This is a genomic window from Shinella sp. GW835-FHT14H05 (assembly GCF_058793575.1).
Map to the genome: position 1 here is coordinate 65,289 of NZ_JBXAFY010000016.1, position 14,998 is coordinate 80,286.

The following is a 14,998-nucleotide window of genomic DNA, read 5'->3' on the forward strand; positions in this document are numbered from 1 at the left end:
ATAAAGCCCGCGCGAGTAGGAAAACTTTATCCCGAAATGCGCGCATAGACGCGGTCGAGCGCCTCGACCAGCGCCTGCGAGCCGCCACCCTCGTCGAAATGGCGGAAGACCTGCTCGTTGAGGCCGCCCTTGGTGGCGAATTCGTGGCTGAGGTCGATGAAGGCCGTGCCCGCACCCGCCGCGACGGCGGTCTGCCCCAGTTCGGCGAAGAGTGGCGCCAGATAGGCGCGGCCCTTCTCCTCCGGCAGGCCCTTTGCCGCAAGCCAGTCGGTCGTGCGCTGCATCAGGCCGAAATAGGTGGCCATCAGCGCGCTTGCGGCGGCCAGCAGGTCGTATTCCTCCTTGGTGTCGCATTCGACGGCATTGCTGAGCACGTTGAAGAGTGCTGCGGTCGTCGGGTCCGGCGGATAGACGGCGGTGACGCCCTTGCGCCGCGCGACGAAGGGCAGCGGGACCGCCTGGACGAGACGTACATCCGCGCCGATCCAGTCGAGCAGCGCCGGCCGCCCCGTCGCCGCGACGACGCTGATCACGCTTTGCCCATCGCGAAAGCGCAGCGGGCGGATGACCTCCTCGGCGATCTGCGGCCGGATCGCCAGCACGACCGTGTCGCAGCCGTCGACGATCGCCTGGTTGTCGCCGGCGACGAGCACGGCGGGGAAATCCGCGGCAAGCGCCGCCGATATGTCGGCGCTGCGCATGGAGACCATGACATGCGGCACGGCGGCGGGTTTTGCCAGCAGGCCGCGCACCATGGCGTCGGTGATGGCGCCGGTGCCGATGAAGCCGATTTTCTGGGGGAGGGACATCTTCTATTCCGCTGCAGCGAGGGGCCCGAAGGACACGTCGGTCGTGTAGTTTTCGCGCAGGAACGCGATGAAATTATCCTGGAACTGCCGCGTATGGGCATGCGCCAGCTCGTCGGCAAGCTCGACATTCTTCGCCCGGATCGCCTCCAGCATGGCGTCGTGCTCGTCGGTGAGCAGGTAACCGTCGCCGGTGCGCTCCAGATATTCGAAATGCAGGTGCAGCATGCGCTGGCCCTGGTTCAGGAGCCGCTCATAGAAGGCGGCGAGATAGGCGTTCTTGCCGGCATAGGCGACGGCCATGTGGAACTGCTTGTTGGCCTCCGACATCTTCAGGTGCTGGCCAGTCTTCACCGCCGCCTCGAATTCCTTCTGCCGCTTGGCGATGATCTTCAGGTCCGCATCGGTCCTGAGTGCCGCGGCAAGCCGCGTGTTCATGCGCTGGGCGACGTCGAGGGCTTCCACATATTTCGGAAAGCTCGCCACCTCGATCGGCGCGACGATTGTGCTGCGGTTCGACAGCGTCACCACCAGGTCCTCGCCGGCCAGCCGGATCAGCGCCTCGCGCACGGGGGAGCGCGACATGTCGAACCGCTCGGCCAGCGTCGTCTCGTCGAGCAATTGGCCCGGCGGCAGCGCCAGCGCGAGGATTTCCGTGCGCAGCGTGTCGTAGACGTTTTTCCAGCCGGTGCCGCGCACCCGTTTCATTTCAATTTCGTCAGACACTTACGTCCCTTTCCGTATTCCGTGGCCATTGGGCCAGAAAACCGACGGCACAGCAATCGTAAAATTTCCGCTTGACTTTGTCGACACGCAGACGACATAAATTTGTCAGTCGACACGGAGCCGACAGAAAAAGACCAAAAAACGGCCGAAGCCGACGGGTGGAACCGCGCTTCCAAGCGCTCAAAAAAGAGGAACGCACATGCTTTCGAACTGGATGACGTCCGCACTGCGGGCGACGGCGGCGCTCGCCCTTGTGGCAGGCCTTTCGGCCACAACCGCCTCGGCCCAGACGGCCGAGGGATACTGGCAGACCGTACAGAAGAACGGCACGCTGCGCTGCGGCGCGGCCGTCGCACCGCCCTATGTGATGCGCGATCCGGCCAGCGGCGAATATTCCGGCTTCTTCGCCGATCTCTGCCGCGAATTCGCCGAGGTGCTGAAGGTGAAGCCCGAATTCGTCGACACGACCTGGGACAATATCGTCGCGGGCCTCCAGGCCGGCAAATGGGACGTGTCGCTGGCGCTGAACCGCACTGCGGCGCGCGCCATGGCCGTGCAGTTCTCCATACCCGCGATGGAGTACCAGATCTCGCTTGCCTACAACAAGGAGAACCCGAAGATCCCGGCCAGCGCCGTCTCGGTCGCCGATATCGACAAGGCCGACGTGACGCTCGCCGTCATGTCCGGCACCGCGCAGGACAAGGCGATCTCCGCCGCCGTCAAGAACGCCACGATCCTGCGCCTGCCCGGCAATGACGAGACGCGGCTCGCGGTCGTCTCGCGCCGCGCCGACATCCTGGTCGATGCCTCCGACACCAACCAGCTCTTCACCCAGTCGAACCCCGATTGGGCCGTCGCGCTGAACCCGACGCCGGCGCTCGCCAAGCAGGGCGTCGCCTTCGGCCTGCCGCACCAGCTCTCGGCTTCCGATGTCGAGGTGGTCAACATCTTCCTCGAAGAACGGGTCGCCACCGGCCATGTCGACGCGCTGATCAAGAAGGCCGTCGACGACGTGCTGAAGGCCGCGCAGTAAGAGTAACGCCCCCCTCATCCGCCTGCCGGCACCTTCTCCCCGCTGGGGAGAAGGAGAGGGATGCCGACCTCTCGTCTTCCCCTTCTCCCCTCGGGGAGAAGGTGCCGGCAGGCGGATGAGGGGGCTTCGACGAACAGCGTGGGGTGCCGGTCCGCCGGCTCCCCGCCAAGAATGCCGGCCCAGGAGAATCTCATGACGTCCGCATCCGCTCCGCTCGTTTCCATCCAGTCGCTGCACAAGAGTTTCGGCCCGCATATCCAGGTGCTGAAGGGTCTCGATATCGAGATGAAGCCGGGCGAGCGGGTCGTCGTCATCGGCCCCTCCGGCGGCGGCAAGTCGACGCTCTTGCGCGTCATGATGGGCCTCGAAACCATCGACAGCGGCGCCATCACCTTCGGCGGCAAGCCCTATATTTCGTCCGCCAGTGCCGAGGCGAAGACGCTGATCGACACCGAGGTGCGCCGCTCGATCGGCATGGTCTTCCAGCACTACACGCTGTTCCCGCATCTGAGCGTCATCCAGAACCTCGTGCTCGCCCCCTGCAAGGTGCGCGGCGAGAAGAAGGCAAGCGCCACGCAGCGTGCACTCGCCCTGCTGGAGCGCTTCGGCCTTGCCGCCAAGGCCAACGCGTTCCCCGCCCAGCTTTCCGGCGGCCAGAAGCAGCGCGTCGCCATCGCCCGCGCGCTGATGCTCGATCCGAAGCTGATGCTGTTCGACGAGGTCACCTCGGCGCTCGATCCGGAACTGGTCGCGGAAGTCGAGCAGGTCATCCTCCAGCTCGCCCGGCAGGACATGCCGATGATGATCGTCACCCATGACATGTGGTTTGCCAAGAACATCGCCTCGCGCGTCATTTTTTGCGCCGGCGGCGTGGTGGTGGAAGATGGGCCGCCCGAGCAGGTTCTGTCGGCGCCGCGCGAGGAGCGCACGCGTGAATTCATCGACCGCGTCTTCCACATCAAGCAATAGGGGCGGGCCGTGAACTATACGTTCGATTTCAACGCCGTCTCGCTCGGACCGCTGATCGAGGGCCTGGTCGTCACGCTGGAGCTGACGATCGCGGCCAATCTGATCGGCGTGATCCTCGGCTTCCCGCTGGCGCTGCTTTTGATGAGCCGCATCCCCGTCATCCGCTGGCCGGCGACGCTGTTCGTCGAGTTCTTCCGCTGCACGCCGGCCATCGTGCAGATCGTCTGGTTCTTCTACTGCGTGCCCATGCTGTTCAACGTCTTCCTCGGCTCGATGACGATGGGCATCCTGGCGCTCGGCCTGAACCTCATGGCGTTCAACGCGGAGGCCTACCGCGCCTCCATCCAGGCCGTGCCGCGCGAGCAGCTCGATGCCGGCATCGCGCTCGGCCTCAATCCCTTCCAGCGCGTGGTCCATATCGTGCTGCCCAATGCGCTGCGCGCCTCCATTCCGGTGCTGCTCACCAACGGCATCGTCATCTTCCAGCAGAGCGCGCTCGTCGCCATCGTCGCCGTGCAGGACCTCATGTATCAGGCGAAGACGCTGGCGACGGAGACGTATAGGCCGATCGAGACCTTCACCATCGCGGCGCTCATCTATTTCGCCGTGTCGTTTCCCGTCACCCAGGTCGTCGGCTGGCTCGAACGCCGCCGCCAGATCCTGACGAGCTAGGAGAGACCCATGGCGCTCGATTTCTCCGTCCTGCTGCGCTTCCAGGAAGCGCTGGCGCTCGGCCTCTGGACGACGGTCAAGCTGACGCTGATCTGCATGGTGCTCGGCTGTACGCTCGGCTTTTTCGTCGGGCTTGCGCGCACCGCGCCCAGCGTCATCCTGCGCGGCATTGCCAGCGTCTATGTGGAATTCTTCCGCGGCACGCCGGTGCTGATCCAGCTGTTCTGGATCTTCTTCTGCCTGCCGCTGATCCTCGGCGTCGAGCTTTCCAACCTCGCCTCCGGCGTCATCGCGCTGACGCTCTATATGGGCGCCATCACCAGCGAGACCTTCCGCGCCTCGCTGAAATCCATCGGCCGCGAACAGCTCGACGCCTGCGTCGCGCTCGGCCTGCCCAAGCGGGCGCAGATCCTCAACGTCATCCTGCCGCAGGCGGTGCTGCGCGCCGTTCCGACGCTGCTGTCCAACTGCGTCAGCCTGTTCAAGGAAAGCGCGCTCGTCTCGGCCGTCGGCATGGCCGACCTGATGTTCGTCGGCCAGAACATTTCCAACAACACGGCCCGCCCCGTCGAGGTGCTGACCATCGTCGCGCTCATCTATTTCGCCATCGCCTTCCCGCTGACGCGCGCCGTCACGCTCATCGAAGGCCGTATCCTCAAGAAACTCGCCATCTAGGAGAAAGACCATGAAACTGTCAGGCGTCATGCCCGCCCTCGTCACCCCCTTCGACGCCAACAACCGGGTCGACTTCAAGGCCTTCGAAAAACACCTCACCAACCTTCGCGCCGCCGGCGTCACCGGCTGGGTGCCTCTGGGCTCGACCGGCGAATATTTCTCCATGTCGACCGAAGAGCGCGAGGACGTGCTGAAATTCGTCAAGGATTTCGCCAAGGAAGGCGAGGCGCTGATCGCCGGCACCAATGCGCCCGCGACCCGCGAGGTGATCGAAAACACGTTGCGCGCCAAGGAAATCGGTTACGACACCGTGCTGCTCGCCACCCCCTTCTACACCCGCCCGACGCAGGACGAGCTTCTCGCCCATTACCGCGCGGTGCTCGACGCCGCCGACGTCAATCTGGTGATGTACAATTACCCGCCGAAGGACGGCATCGAGATCGGCTTCGAGCTGATGGATGCGCTGGCGGACGATCCGCGCGTCATCGCCATCAAGGAAAGCTCCGGCGTGCTGCAGCGCGCCGTCGATATCCACGCCCGCTACAAGGGCCGCATCGACCTCATCTCCGGCTCGGACGACATCGCGCTCGACTTCATGTTCTGGGGCGCCGATTGCTGGATCTGCGGCCCGGCAAACTGCATGGCGGAGGCCTGCGTCGATCTCGACCGCACCTTCCGCTCCGGTGATCTCGCCGCGGCGCGCGACAAGATGACGGTGCTCTACCGCGCCATGAACATCCTGGAGAGCGGCAAGTTCGTGCAAAAGATCAAATATGGCTGCGAGCTCCAGGGCACCCCCGTCGGCACCTGCCGCGCGCCGCTCGGCGAACTGACGGAGCAGGAAAAGGCCGATTTCCGCGCCGCCATCGCGCCGATCCTCAACTAGAGCATTTCCAGCCGAAGCGGCACCGCTTCGGCGTCGGATAATGCGGCAAAAACAAAACCTAGAGCATTTCCGGTGAACCGGGGTTCACCGGAAATGCTCTAACGAGACCGAGCGCAGGAGAGAACCCCGTGTCATCCATCGCCGTCGTCGGCGCCGGCATTATCGGCACGACCATCGCCTATGCCCTCCAGCGTCGCGGGTTTGCCGTGACGCTGGTCGACCGCGACGCGCCGGGCCGGGGCGCCTCCTACGGCAATATGGCAAGCATCGCGGTCACCGAATTCATGCCCGCCTCGCGCCCCGGCGTCTGGGCGCAGATGCCGAAATGGCTGCTCGATCCGGACGGCCCGGTGCGCATCCGCCCCGCCTATATGCCGAAACTCGTGCCGTGGTTTCTGCGCTTCCTCGCCGCTAGCCGCCCCTCGAAACTGCGCGAACTGGAGGCCGCCGGCGCAGCATTCTGCACCCGTGCCCTTGAAGACCTCAACGCCCTGCTGACGGAAACCGGCCTCAGCCACATGCTGAGCGCCGAGGGCTGCCTCAGCCTCTATGCCGACGAGGCCGAGTTCCGCGCCGACCGCGATCACATCGAAATCCTCGAACGTTTCGGCTTCCGTCACGAGATTCTCGGGCGCAATGCCATCCGCGACCTTGAGCCGGCCCTGACGACGAACATCGCCAAGGCCGTGCTCTTCCCTGACAACCGTTCGGTGGCCGACCCCTATAAGCTGGTGACGGCGCTTGCGGAGAAATTCCAGGCGCTCGGCGGTCTCATCGAGACCGGCGACGTCGCCGCCTTCGAGGAGAGCGAAGGCCGTGTCTCGGCGCTCCGGCTTGCCGATGGCCGCCGGCTGACGACGGACCGCGTGGTGCTGGCGGCCGGCGCCTTCACCGGTCGGCTGTCAAAACTGCTCGGCGAACCGATCCCGCTCGAAACCGAGCGCGGCTACCATACGCAGATCATGGCGCCCGGCATTTCCATGCGCCACTCCATCATCTGGCCCGCCCGCGCCTTCATGGTGACGCCGACGGCCGGCGGCATCCGCGTCGGCGGCACGGTGGAGATGGCCGGCCTCGATGCGCCCCCGGACTACCGCCGCGCCAAAGTGCTGGTGAAACGGGCGAAGGAGGCCTTGCCGGATCTGAAGGCCGAGCAGACGAGCGAATGGATGGGCCACCGCCCGGCGCTTCCCGATACCGTGCCCGTCATCGGCCCCTCGGCGACGCGCAAGAATGTCGTCTACGCCACCGGCCACGGCCATCTCGGCCTCACCTATGCCGCCACGACCGCGCGGCTGATTGCCGATCTCATGACGGGCGCCACGCCGCCCGTCGATCTCAAGCCCTATCGCATCGACCGTTTCTGAAAGGACTTTTCATGCGCAGCGAACTCTATATTGACGGCTCGTGGAAACCCTCCTCCAACGGCGAAACCTTCGAGGTCATCAACCCGGCGACGGAAGAGGTGATCCACCACATCGCCGCCGCCACGGCCGAGGATGTCGATGCCGCCGTCAAGGCCGCCCGCCGCGCCTTCGACACGGGCGGCTGGCCGCAGAAGACGGGCACCGAGCGCGCCAGATATCTGCGTGCCATCGCAAACGGCATCCGCGCCCGGCAGGCCGAAATCGCCCGCCTCGAAGTCCTCGACAACGGCAAACCCTTCCCGGAAGCCGATTGGGACATCGCCGACGCCGCCGGCTGCTTCGACTTCTACGCCGGTCTTGCCGAACAGCTCGACAGCAATCCGGAAGAAACCATTGCGCTTTCCGACGACCGCTTCACCTCCAAGGCGGTCAAGGAGCCGATCGGCGTCGCCGGCGCCATCATTCCGTGGAACTACCCGCTGCTGATGGCTTCGTGGAAGGTCGCCCCCGCGCTCGCCGCCGGCTGCACCGTGGTGCTGAAACCCGCCGAAGTCACCTCGCTCACCGCCCTGGAACTCGCCGCGATTGCCGACGCGGCGGGCCTGCCGCCGGGCGTGCTGAACGTGGTCACCGGCGCGGGATCCGTCACCGGACAGGCGATCATCGATCACAAAGGTGTCGACAAGCTCGCCTTCACCGGCTCCGGCCCGGTCGGCTCGAAGATCATGGCGGCCGCCGCGCGTGACATCAAGCGCGTCAGCCTGGAACTCGGCGGCAAGTCGCCCTTCGTGGTCTTCGACGATGCCGAGATCGACAAGGCCGTCGAATGGATCCTGTTCGGCATCTTCTGGAACCAGGGCCAGGTCTGCTCGGCGACCTCGCGCGTGCTGGTGCAGGCGGGCATCTATGAGAAACTGCTCGCCCGGCTGATCGAAGAGACGAACAAGATCACCATCGGCAACGGCCTCGACGAGGGCGTGCTGCTCGGCCCGCTCGTCTCCAAAAAACAGCACGAACAGGTCGTCGCCGCCATCGCGGCCGCGCGCGCTGCGGGCGCGACGGTCGCCTGCGGCGGCACGCGGCCGGAGGGGTTCGACAAGGGCTATTACCTCCGCCCGACGATCCTCACCGACGTGCCGCTCGACAGCGCCGCCTGGGTGGAGGAGATCTTCGGCCCCGTCGTCTGCCTGCGCCCGTTCGAGACGGAAGAGGAGGCGATCGCGCTCGCCAATGACAGCCGCTTCGGCCTCGCCGCCGCCGTCATGTCGAAGGACGATGCGCGGGCCGAGCGCGTCGCAAAGGCCTTTCGCGCCGGCATCGTCTGGATCAACTGCTCGCAGCCGACTTTCACCGAGGCGCCCTGGGGCGGCTACAAGGAATCCGGCATCGGCCGCGAGCTCGGCCGCTGGGGCCTCGACAACTACCTGGAGGTCAAGCAGATCACCCGCTACGTGAGCGAAGACCCCTGGGGCTGGTACATCAAATAGGAGCCGGCGCCATGCGTTTCGAAAAATCCCTCGACCTGCTGCTCGTGCATTGCCAGGGAGAACTCGGCCATGTGCTCGTCGGCGGCGCGCCGGACATTCCCGGCGCGACCATGCTCGACAGGATGAACCACATCAACACGGTGGACGACACCCTGCGCCGCTTCGTCACCTTCGAGCCGCGCGCCAACGTCGCCATGTCGGTGAACCTCATCACCGCGCCGACGCGGCCGGATGCGGATGCCGGTTTCATCGTGTTGCAGGCGGACCGTGCGCATCCGATGTCCGGCAGCAACTGCATCTGCGTCGTCACCGCACTTCTGGAAAGCGGCCGCGTCGCGATGCAGGAGCCGGAGACCCTGGTGCGGCTCGATACGCCCGCCGGGCTGATCGTGGCGCGGGCGCGGTGCGAAAACGGGCGCTGCCTTTCCGTCAGCCTCGACAACGTGCCGAGTTTTGCCGAGCTGCTCGACCACGAGATCGACACCCCGGCCTGGGGTCGCCTCAAGGTCGATATCGCCTTCGGCGGCGTCTATTATGCGCTGGTCGATGTTGGCCAGATCGGCCTGACCATCGCCCCGAAAAACGCCCGGCAACTTGCCGAAGCCGGCATCGCGCTCAAGCAGCTTCTCGTCGACCAGGTGAAGGTGCGGCACCCGACGCTGCCCGGCGTCAACGAGATCGCCTATGTCATGTTCCGCGACAGGGAACCGGACGGCGCGGTGCGCACCTGCACCACGCTCCAGCCGGGCCGGGTCGATCGCTCGCCCTGCGGCACCGGCAGCTCCGCCAACCTGGCGGTGCTTTTCGCCCGTGGAGAGGTGTCGGTCGGCGATACGCGCGTCTCGCGCTCCATCATCGGCGGCGAGTTCCGCGCCGAGGCGATCGGCGAGACGGAGATCGGCGGGCGCCGCGCCGTGCTGCCGCGCATCACCGGGCGCGGTTATGTCTATGGCCGCTCGCAGCTGCGCCTCGACGGGGACGATCCCTTCGCCACCGGCTTTGCGCTGTCCGATACATGGGGGCCGCAGGTCGGCCTGTTGAAATAGGAGCTTTCATGGACCTCAACGGACAGACCATCCTCGTCACCGGCGCCTCCGGCGGCATCGGGGCCGCCATCGTCAAGCGCCTCGCCGCGGAGGGCGCGCGGCCGGTCATCCATTACGGGCGGGACAAGGCCGGAGCCGAAACCCTTCTGGCGGATATCGGCGGCAACGGCTTTATCGTTCAGGCCGATCTTTCCGCCGCGAATGGTCCCTCTGACCTGTGGGCGAAGGCCGTCGCGGCGGCGGGCCGCATCCACGGCCTCGTCAACAATGCAGGCATCCGCACGGAAATCTCCATCGAGGCCTCGCCCGAGGACTGGAAGGCGGCGTGGCAGCGGGAGTTCCAGGTCAATCTCTTCGCCGCCGCCGATCTGTGCAAGGAAGCGATCCGGCACTTCAAGGCGGCGGGCGGCGGGCGCATCGTCAACATGGCGAGCCGGGCCGGGCAGCGCGGTTATGCGGCGGATGCCATGCCCTATGGCGCCAGCAAGGCGGCACTCGTCAACCTCACGAAATCCATCGCCCGCAGTTTTGGCGCGGATGGCGTGACGGCCGTGGCGATCGCGCCGGGCTGGGTGCGCACCGACATGGCGGAGGACTTCATCGCCACCCATGGCAAGCAGGCGGCGGTGGCCGATATCCCGATCGGCGAGATGGCCTCGCCGCAAGAGGTGGCCGAACTCGTCGCCTTCGTGCTGCGCCCCTCGCAGGCCTCGCTCAACGGCGCGACGCTCGATGTCAACGGCGGCAGCTATATCCGATAATCTTGGAGGATTTCTCATGAAACGTTTCGACAACAAGGTCGCCATCGTCACGGGTGCCGGCGGCGGCATCGGCTCGGCCATCGCGCGGCGGCTGGCGGAGGAGGGCGCGCTGGTGGTGGTGACAGATGTCAACCGCGAGGCGGCAGCCGCGGTGGTCGCCGAGATCGAAGCGGCCGGCGGCAAGGCGGTGGCGATCGCCGCCGACATCGCGCAGAAGGACGCCTGCTTCGGCCTCGTCGAGCAGGCGCTGGGGCTCGAAGGCCGGATCGACGTGCTGGTCAACAATGCCGGCATCAACCGGCGCGGCAATCTCCTGTCCCTTTCGGATGAGGACTGGGCGGTGAGCTTCGCCGTCAACCTCGATTCGATGTTCCACCTCTGCCGCGCCGTGCTGCCGCATATGATTGCGGCCGGCGGCGGCGCCATCGTCAACACCGCCTCGCAATGGGTGCTCTACCCGGCGCCCAACCACATCGCCTACAACACGACCAAGGCCGCCGTCGCCGCTTTCACGCAGAACCTCGCCCGCGACTACGCGCCGGACAAGGTGCGCGTCAACGCCGTCTGCCCCGGCGAAATCCACACGCCGATGCTGGAGGCGGGCGTCACACGTTCGGGCCGCACCATCGCCGATCTCGACCGGCTCGTGCCGTTCGGCCGCATCGGCAAGCCGGAAGAGGTCGCCGCCCTCGTCGCCTTCCTCGCCTCGGACGAGGCCGCCTTCATCTGCGGCTCGCTGGTGGAGATCACCGGCGCGCAGGCGGTGGCCTAGGCCTAGAGGCCAACCTCAAGCACGTCGACCAACCGGGCGAGCATGGCGTCGCAGCGCGCAAGCTGCCCGGCGCTGACGAATTCGTCGGGCTTGTGGCCCTGGTCCATGAAACCGGGGCCGCAGACGGCGGTGGAGATACCGAGCGTCTCGTGGAACAGCCCGCCCTCCGTGCCGAAGGCGACCTTCAGCGTCGGGTCGTCGTGATCGAGGATGCGGCTGAGCAGGCGCACGACCGCGGCGTCGGAGGCGGTGGCGAGGCCCGGATACCCGGAAACCTGCTCGATCTCGATGCAGGCCATCGGGAAACGGTTGCGATAGGGTGCCGCGATGCTTTCGGCGTCGGCCGTTATGCCCTTCAGGATCTCCAGCGGATCGTCTTCGGCGATGTTGCGGATCTCGAAGTCGATCTCGCAGCGGTTCGGCACGATGTTGAGCGCCGTGCCGCCGCGCATCATGCCGGCATGGATGGTGGAATAGGGGATGTCGTAGTCCGCATCGCGCGCGCCCTTGAACGCCAACTCCTCCTGCCGCGCTTGCAGCGCGGTGATGAAGGCAGCACCCAGATGCAGGGCGTTGAGCGCATTGGGCGCCAGCGCCGAATGCCCCTCCTGCCCATGGCAGCAGGCCTTTAACGCCAGCTTGCCCTTGTGACCGGTGGCGATGCGCATGCCGGTCGGCTCGCCGACGATGCAGAGCGCCGGGCGCTCCGGCCGCTCCGCCAGCGCCTCGATCAGGCCGCGCACGCCGATGCAGCCAATTTCCTCGTCATAGGACAGCGCCAGATGCAACGGCGTCTTCAACGGACGCTCAGCGGCGATGAGGGTAGCCCGCAGTGCCGCCGCGACAAACCCCTTCATATCCGCCGTGCCCCGGCCAAAGAACCGGCCATCGCGCTCGACCAGCGTGAACGGATCGCCGCTCCAGTCCTGCCCCTCGACCGGCACGACATCCGTATGCCCCGAAAGCACCACGCCCCCCGGCCCCTCCGGTCCGATGGTCGCCCAGAGATTGGCACGAGTGCCGTCCGGATGGGCGAAACGTTCAATGCGTGCGTCGGTGGGGGCGAGCAGGGCTTCGACGTAATCCAGTAACGCGAGGTTGGAGGTGCGCGAGATGGTTGGCTCGGCGATGAGGCGGGCGAGGATTTCCGGGGTGGAGGGGATCATGCGTGCGTCCGTTTTGCGTGGAGTGGTATAGTAGTAGGGCGATCTTCTACGCCGTTTCCACGAAGCATCGAGGTAGCACCCCCCCTCTGCCCTGCCGGGCATCTCCCCCTCAAGGGGGGAGATCGGCAAGATGGAAGGACACTCCTCAACTGCGACGTTGACGATTGGCGAAACGGTGCCCCATCCAATCGCCCCCCTTGAGGGGGAGATGCCCGGCAGGGCAGAGGGGGGTGCTGCGACGCATCCGAAGCCTCGGACGCTGATTTTGCCGAACCGTCGCCACCCCCCTCTGTCGGCTTCGCCGACATCTCCCCCACAAGGGGGAGATCAGTGGGAGGGTGCCGCACTGTCACGGCAGATCAAAGATCCCCCGGAACCCCATAACTCGGCGCCCCGCTCGGGTTCAGTGCACGCGTCACATAGGCGTCCATCTCGTTGCGCCAGCGTTCCCACAGTGCCGCGCATTCCTCGATCGGGTCGCCGTCGGTCCAATCCACGCGTAGGTCCGCGACGTTCCACGACACCTTGTCGACCATGACGAGGCCCATGGAATGCACTGGACCTTCCTCGCCACCCGCGGCAATGGCGGCGCGCATGGCGGCGATCAGGCGGTCGCCGAGATGTTGGCCTTTCGCGGCCTCGAAGGCCTCGACCATTTTTTGCGGGATGTCTGTGGTCTTGAGCATGTTACCGGCAGTAACCACGCCGTCGCCGCGCGCGGTGGCGTGGGTGCCCAGCGTCTTTGCGCCGGAATAGGCGGCGGTGCCGCCCCGCGCGTCGACCAGCGCCAATTGGCGGTATTCGATGTGCGGGGCCTCAGCGATCAGCCGCTCCAACGCGGCTTCGGCAGAGAGGCCGCCAGCCATCAGGTCAAGCCCCTTGGGGCCGAGGCGCGGGTCGGTGACGTTCTGCGTCGAGACGGCGCCGACGCCGGCGCGCACATGGGCGCAGCGCGCCGCGACGCTTGGCGAGGAGGAGGAGACGGCGATGCCGAACATGCCGGTATCGGCGCAGCGGCCGGAGACGGAAAAGGTCATGGCGCCCTCCTCAGCCTTCGTCGGGAATGACGGCGGTCGCTTCGATTTCGACCAGCCATTCCGGCCGGGCAAGCGCCGAGACGACGAGACCGGTCGAGACCGGGAAGACGCCCTGGAGATATTTGCCCATCTCGGTGTAGACCGCCTCGCGGTAGCGGATATCGATGAGATAGACGACGACGCGGCAGATATGGCTGAGGTCGGAGCCCGCCTCTTCCAGCAGCATTTTTATGTTTTCCATCGCCTTGCGCGCCTGCGCCCCGGCATCGCCGATATGCAGGCTTTCGCGCGTATCGAGATCCTGCGCGATCTGCCCGCGCACGAAAACCGTCGCCCCCTTTGCCACCACCGCCTGGCAGAGGTCGTTGTTCAGCTTCTGCTCCGGATAGGTTTCCTTGGTGTTGAACGGGCGGATGCGGGTGTGCACGGGCATGGATGTCTCCTTTGAAGGGTATGAATGGTAAGGCCGCGCCGCAGTGACCCGCGGCGCGGCGGCGGGCTTACTGCAGAAGCTGCGTCCAGACGCGCGTCACCAGGTCCTGCGCGGCGGCCGAGCAGGTGCGCGAGAAGGTGATCGGCACTTCGGGATAGAGCTCCGGCGCCTTGTCCTTGGTGTAGACGACCTTGTCCTGGATGACCTTCATCGGCGAGGAATGGGCATAAAAATTCATCTGCTCGGTGGCGTTTTCCGTCGTCGACATGAACTCGATGAACTTGATCGCGTTGTCGCGGTTGGGCGCACCCTTGGGGATGACCAGGCTGTCCATCCAGCCCACAAGACCTTCCTTCGTCATGGCGAGGCTGACCGGCGAGCCGGCAACGCGGGCGCGCAGCGAATCGCCGTCCCACCAGAAATGGGCCGACACTTCGCCGGAGGACAGGCGGCTGGCGATGTTGTCGGAAGAATAGACGGCGACGGAGGGCTTTTGTGCCATCAAGAGGTCCAGCACCTTCTTCATCTCCGCCTGGTCTTCCGAGCAGAAAGGCACGCCGAGATAGAGTTGGGCGGCGCCGATGATCTCGTCCGGGTAGGAGAGCATGGCGATCTTGCCCTTCAGCTCGCCATCCGGCTCGAAGAAGTATTTGAAGCTGTCGGTCGGGCCTTTGTACTGCGCGGTGTTCACCACGAAGCCGGCGGTGCCATAGGCGAGCGGGATCGAGTATTCCTGTTTCTCGTCCCACCATTGATTGCGCCACTTTTCCTCGACATTTTCGAAGGCCTTCAGCTTGTTGGCCTCGAAGTTCTCGATGATCGCTTCATCGATCATCACGCGCAGGAAATGCTGCGAGGGCGTGGCGATGTCGTAGCCGGAAGAGCCAGCCTGCAACTTGGTCAGCAGGTCCTCGTTGGAGGTGAAGCTGTCGACATTGACCTTCACGTCGTTCTCCTTGGAGAACTTTTCGATGAGCGCCGGGGAGATGGATTCGGCCCAGGCGTAGATGTTGAGCTGGCCTTCGGCGTGGGCGGCGGTGGCGAAGCACAGGGCGAGTGCGGTGGCGGCTAGGTATTTTTTCATGGTCGTTCCTCTCTTTGATTATGGCTCTGGGATTATGGCTCTGGGATTATGGCTCTGGGATTATGGTTCTGGGATTAT

The 14,998-nt window shown here is 65.6% G+C and carries 16 protein-coding genes; 10 read left to right on the forward strand and 6 right to left on the reverse strand.

Translation table 11 applies throughout. The features are described from left to right. Positions 1-26: 26 nt before the first annotated feature. Together AC1Q6Z_RS29725 and AC1Q6Z_RS29730 are read right to left on the reverse strand one after the other, a co-directional pair. On the reverse strand, positions 27-809 hold the full coding sequence (locus AC1Q6Z_RS29725; RefSeq protein ID WP_492650115.1) for a pyrroline-5-carboxylate reductase: 783 nt from the start codon (positions 807-809) through the stop codon (positions 27-29). 3 nt (positions 810-812) lie between these two features. Further along, positions 813-1,532: a GntR family transcriptional regulator gene (locus tag AC1Q6Z_RS29730; protein ID WP_327508993.1), complete on the reverse strand. Its 720-nt coding sequence runs from the start codon at positions 1,530-1,532 to the stop codon at positions 813-815. A gap of 199 nt (positions 1,533-1,731) precedes the next feature. Here AC1Q6Z_RS29730 and AC1Q6Z_RS29735 point away from each other — a divergent pair, with 199 nt between their 5' ends. The 10 genes from AC1Q6Z_RS29735 to AC1Q6Z_RS29780 all read left to right on the forward strand — a co-directional run bounded on the left by AC1Q6Z_RS29735 (position 1,732) and on the right by AC1Q6Z_RS29780 (position 11,200). After that, entirely contained in the window at positions 1,732-2,565 is an 834-nt protein-coding gene (locus tag AC1Q6Z_RS29735; RefSeq protein ID WP_492650116.1) for a substrate-binding periplasmic protein, read from the forward strand. A gap of 192 nt (positions 2,566-2,757) precedes the next feature. After that, entirely contained in the window at positions 2,758-3,534 is a 777-nt protein-coding gene (locus AC1Q6Z_RS29740; RefSeq protein ID WP_435268142.1) for an amino acid ABC transporter ATP-binding protein, read from the forward strand. 9 nt (positions 3,535-3,543) lie between these two features. Beyond that, complete coding sequence (locus tag AC1Q6Z_RS29745; RefSeq protein ID WP_492650117.1) at positions 3,544-4,206, forward strand: amino acid ABC transporter permease; 663 nt, start codon at positions 3,544-3,546, stop codon at positions 4,204-4,206. A gap of 9 nt (positions 4,207-4,215) precedes the next feature. Further along, positions 4,216-4,881, forward strand: a complete 666-nt coding sequence (locus AC1Q6Z_RS29750; RefSeq protein ID WP_492650118.1) for an amino acid ABC transporter permease — start codon at positions 4,216-4,218, stop codon at positions 4,879-4,881. Positions 4,882-4,891: 10 nt separating this feature from the next. After that, positions 4,892-5,767 (forward strand): dihydrodipicolinate synthase family protein, encoded by an 876-nt coding sequence (locus AC1Q6Z_RS29755; protein ID WP_492650119.1) that lies wholly within the window; start codon positions 4,892-4,894, stop codon positions 5,765-5,767. A gap of 128 nt (positions 5,768-5,895) precedes the next feature. Beyond that, complete coding sequence (locus AC1Q6Z_RS29760; protein WP_492650120.1) at positions 5,896-7,134, forward strand: NAD(P)/FAD-dependent oxidoreductase; 1,239 nt, start codon at positions 5,896-5,898, stop codon at positions 7,132-7,134. An 11-nt stretch (positions 7,135-7,145) separates the two neighbouring features. Next, positions 7,146-8,621: an aldehyde dehydrogenase family protein gene (locus AC1Q6Z_RS29765; RefSeq protein WP_492650121.1), complete on the forward strand. Its 1,476-nt coding sequence runs from the start codon at positions 7,146-7,148 to the stop codon at positions 8,619-8,621. Positions 8,622-8,632: 11 nt separating this feature from the next. After that, entirely contained in the window at positions 8,633-9,667 is a 1,035-nt protein-coding gene (locus tag AC1Q6Z_RS29770) for a proline racemase family protein (protein WP_492650122.1), read from the forward strand. 8 nt (positions 9,668-9,675) lie between these two features. Next, positions 9,676-10,428 (forward strand): SDR family NAD(P)-dependent oxidoreductase, encoded by a 753-nt coding sequence (locus AC1Q6Z_RS29775; protein ID WP_492650123.1) that lies wholly within the window; start codon positions 9,676-9,678, stop codon positions 10,426-10,428. 16 nt (positions 10,429-10,444) lie between these two features. Next, positions 10,445-11,200, forward strand: a complete 756-nt coding sequence (locus AC1Q6Z_RS29780; protein WP_492650124.1) for an SDR family NAD(P)-dependent oxidoreductase — start codon at positions 10,445-10,447, stop codon at positions 11,198-11,200. Between the two features lie 2 nt (positions 11,201-11,202). Here the strand turns inward: AC1Q6Z_RS29780 and argE are convergent, their stop codons facing one another. From argE to AC1Q6Z_RS29800, 4 genes are all read right to left on the reverse strand, one after another. Further along, on the reverse strand, positions 11,203-12,366 hold the full coding sequence (gene argE / locus AC1Q6Z_RS29785) for an acetylornithine deacetylase (protein WP_492650125.1): 1,164 nt from the start codon (positions 12,364-12,366) through the stop codon (positions 11,203-11,205). Between the two features lie 359 nt (positions 12,367-12,725). Next, entirely contained in the window at positions 12,726-13,403 is a 678-nt protein-coding gene (locus tag AC1Q6Z_RS29790) for a DUF1028 domain-containing protein (protein WP_492650126.1), read from the reverse strand. A gap of 10 nt (positions 13,404-13,413) precedes the next feature. Next, positions 13,414-13,836 carry a RidA family protein gene (locus tag AC1Q6Z_RS29795; protein ID WP_319316115.1) on the reverse strand — a complete coding sequence of 141 codons (423 nt, stop codon included), beginning with the start codon at positions 13,834-13,836 and terminating at the stop codon, positions 13,414-13,416. 67 nt (positions 13,837-13,903) lie between these two features. Continuing rightward, positions 13,904-14,920, reverse strand: coding sequence for an extracellular solute-binding protein (locus AC1Q6Z_RS29800; RefSeq protein WP_492650127.1), 1,017 nt, complete (start codon positions 14,918-14,920; stop codon positions 13,904-13,906). Positions 14,921-14,998: the final 78 nt, after the last annotated feature.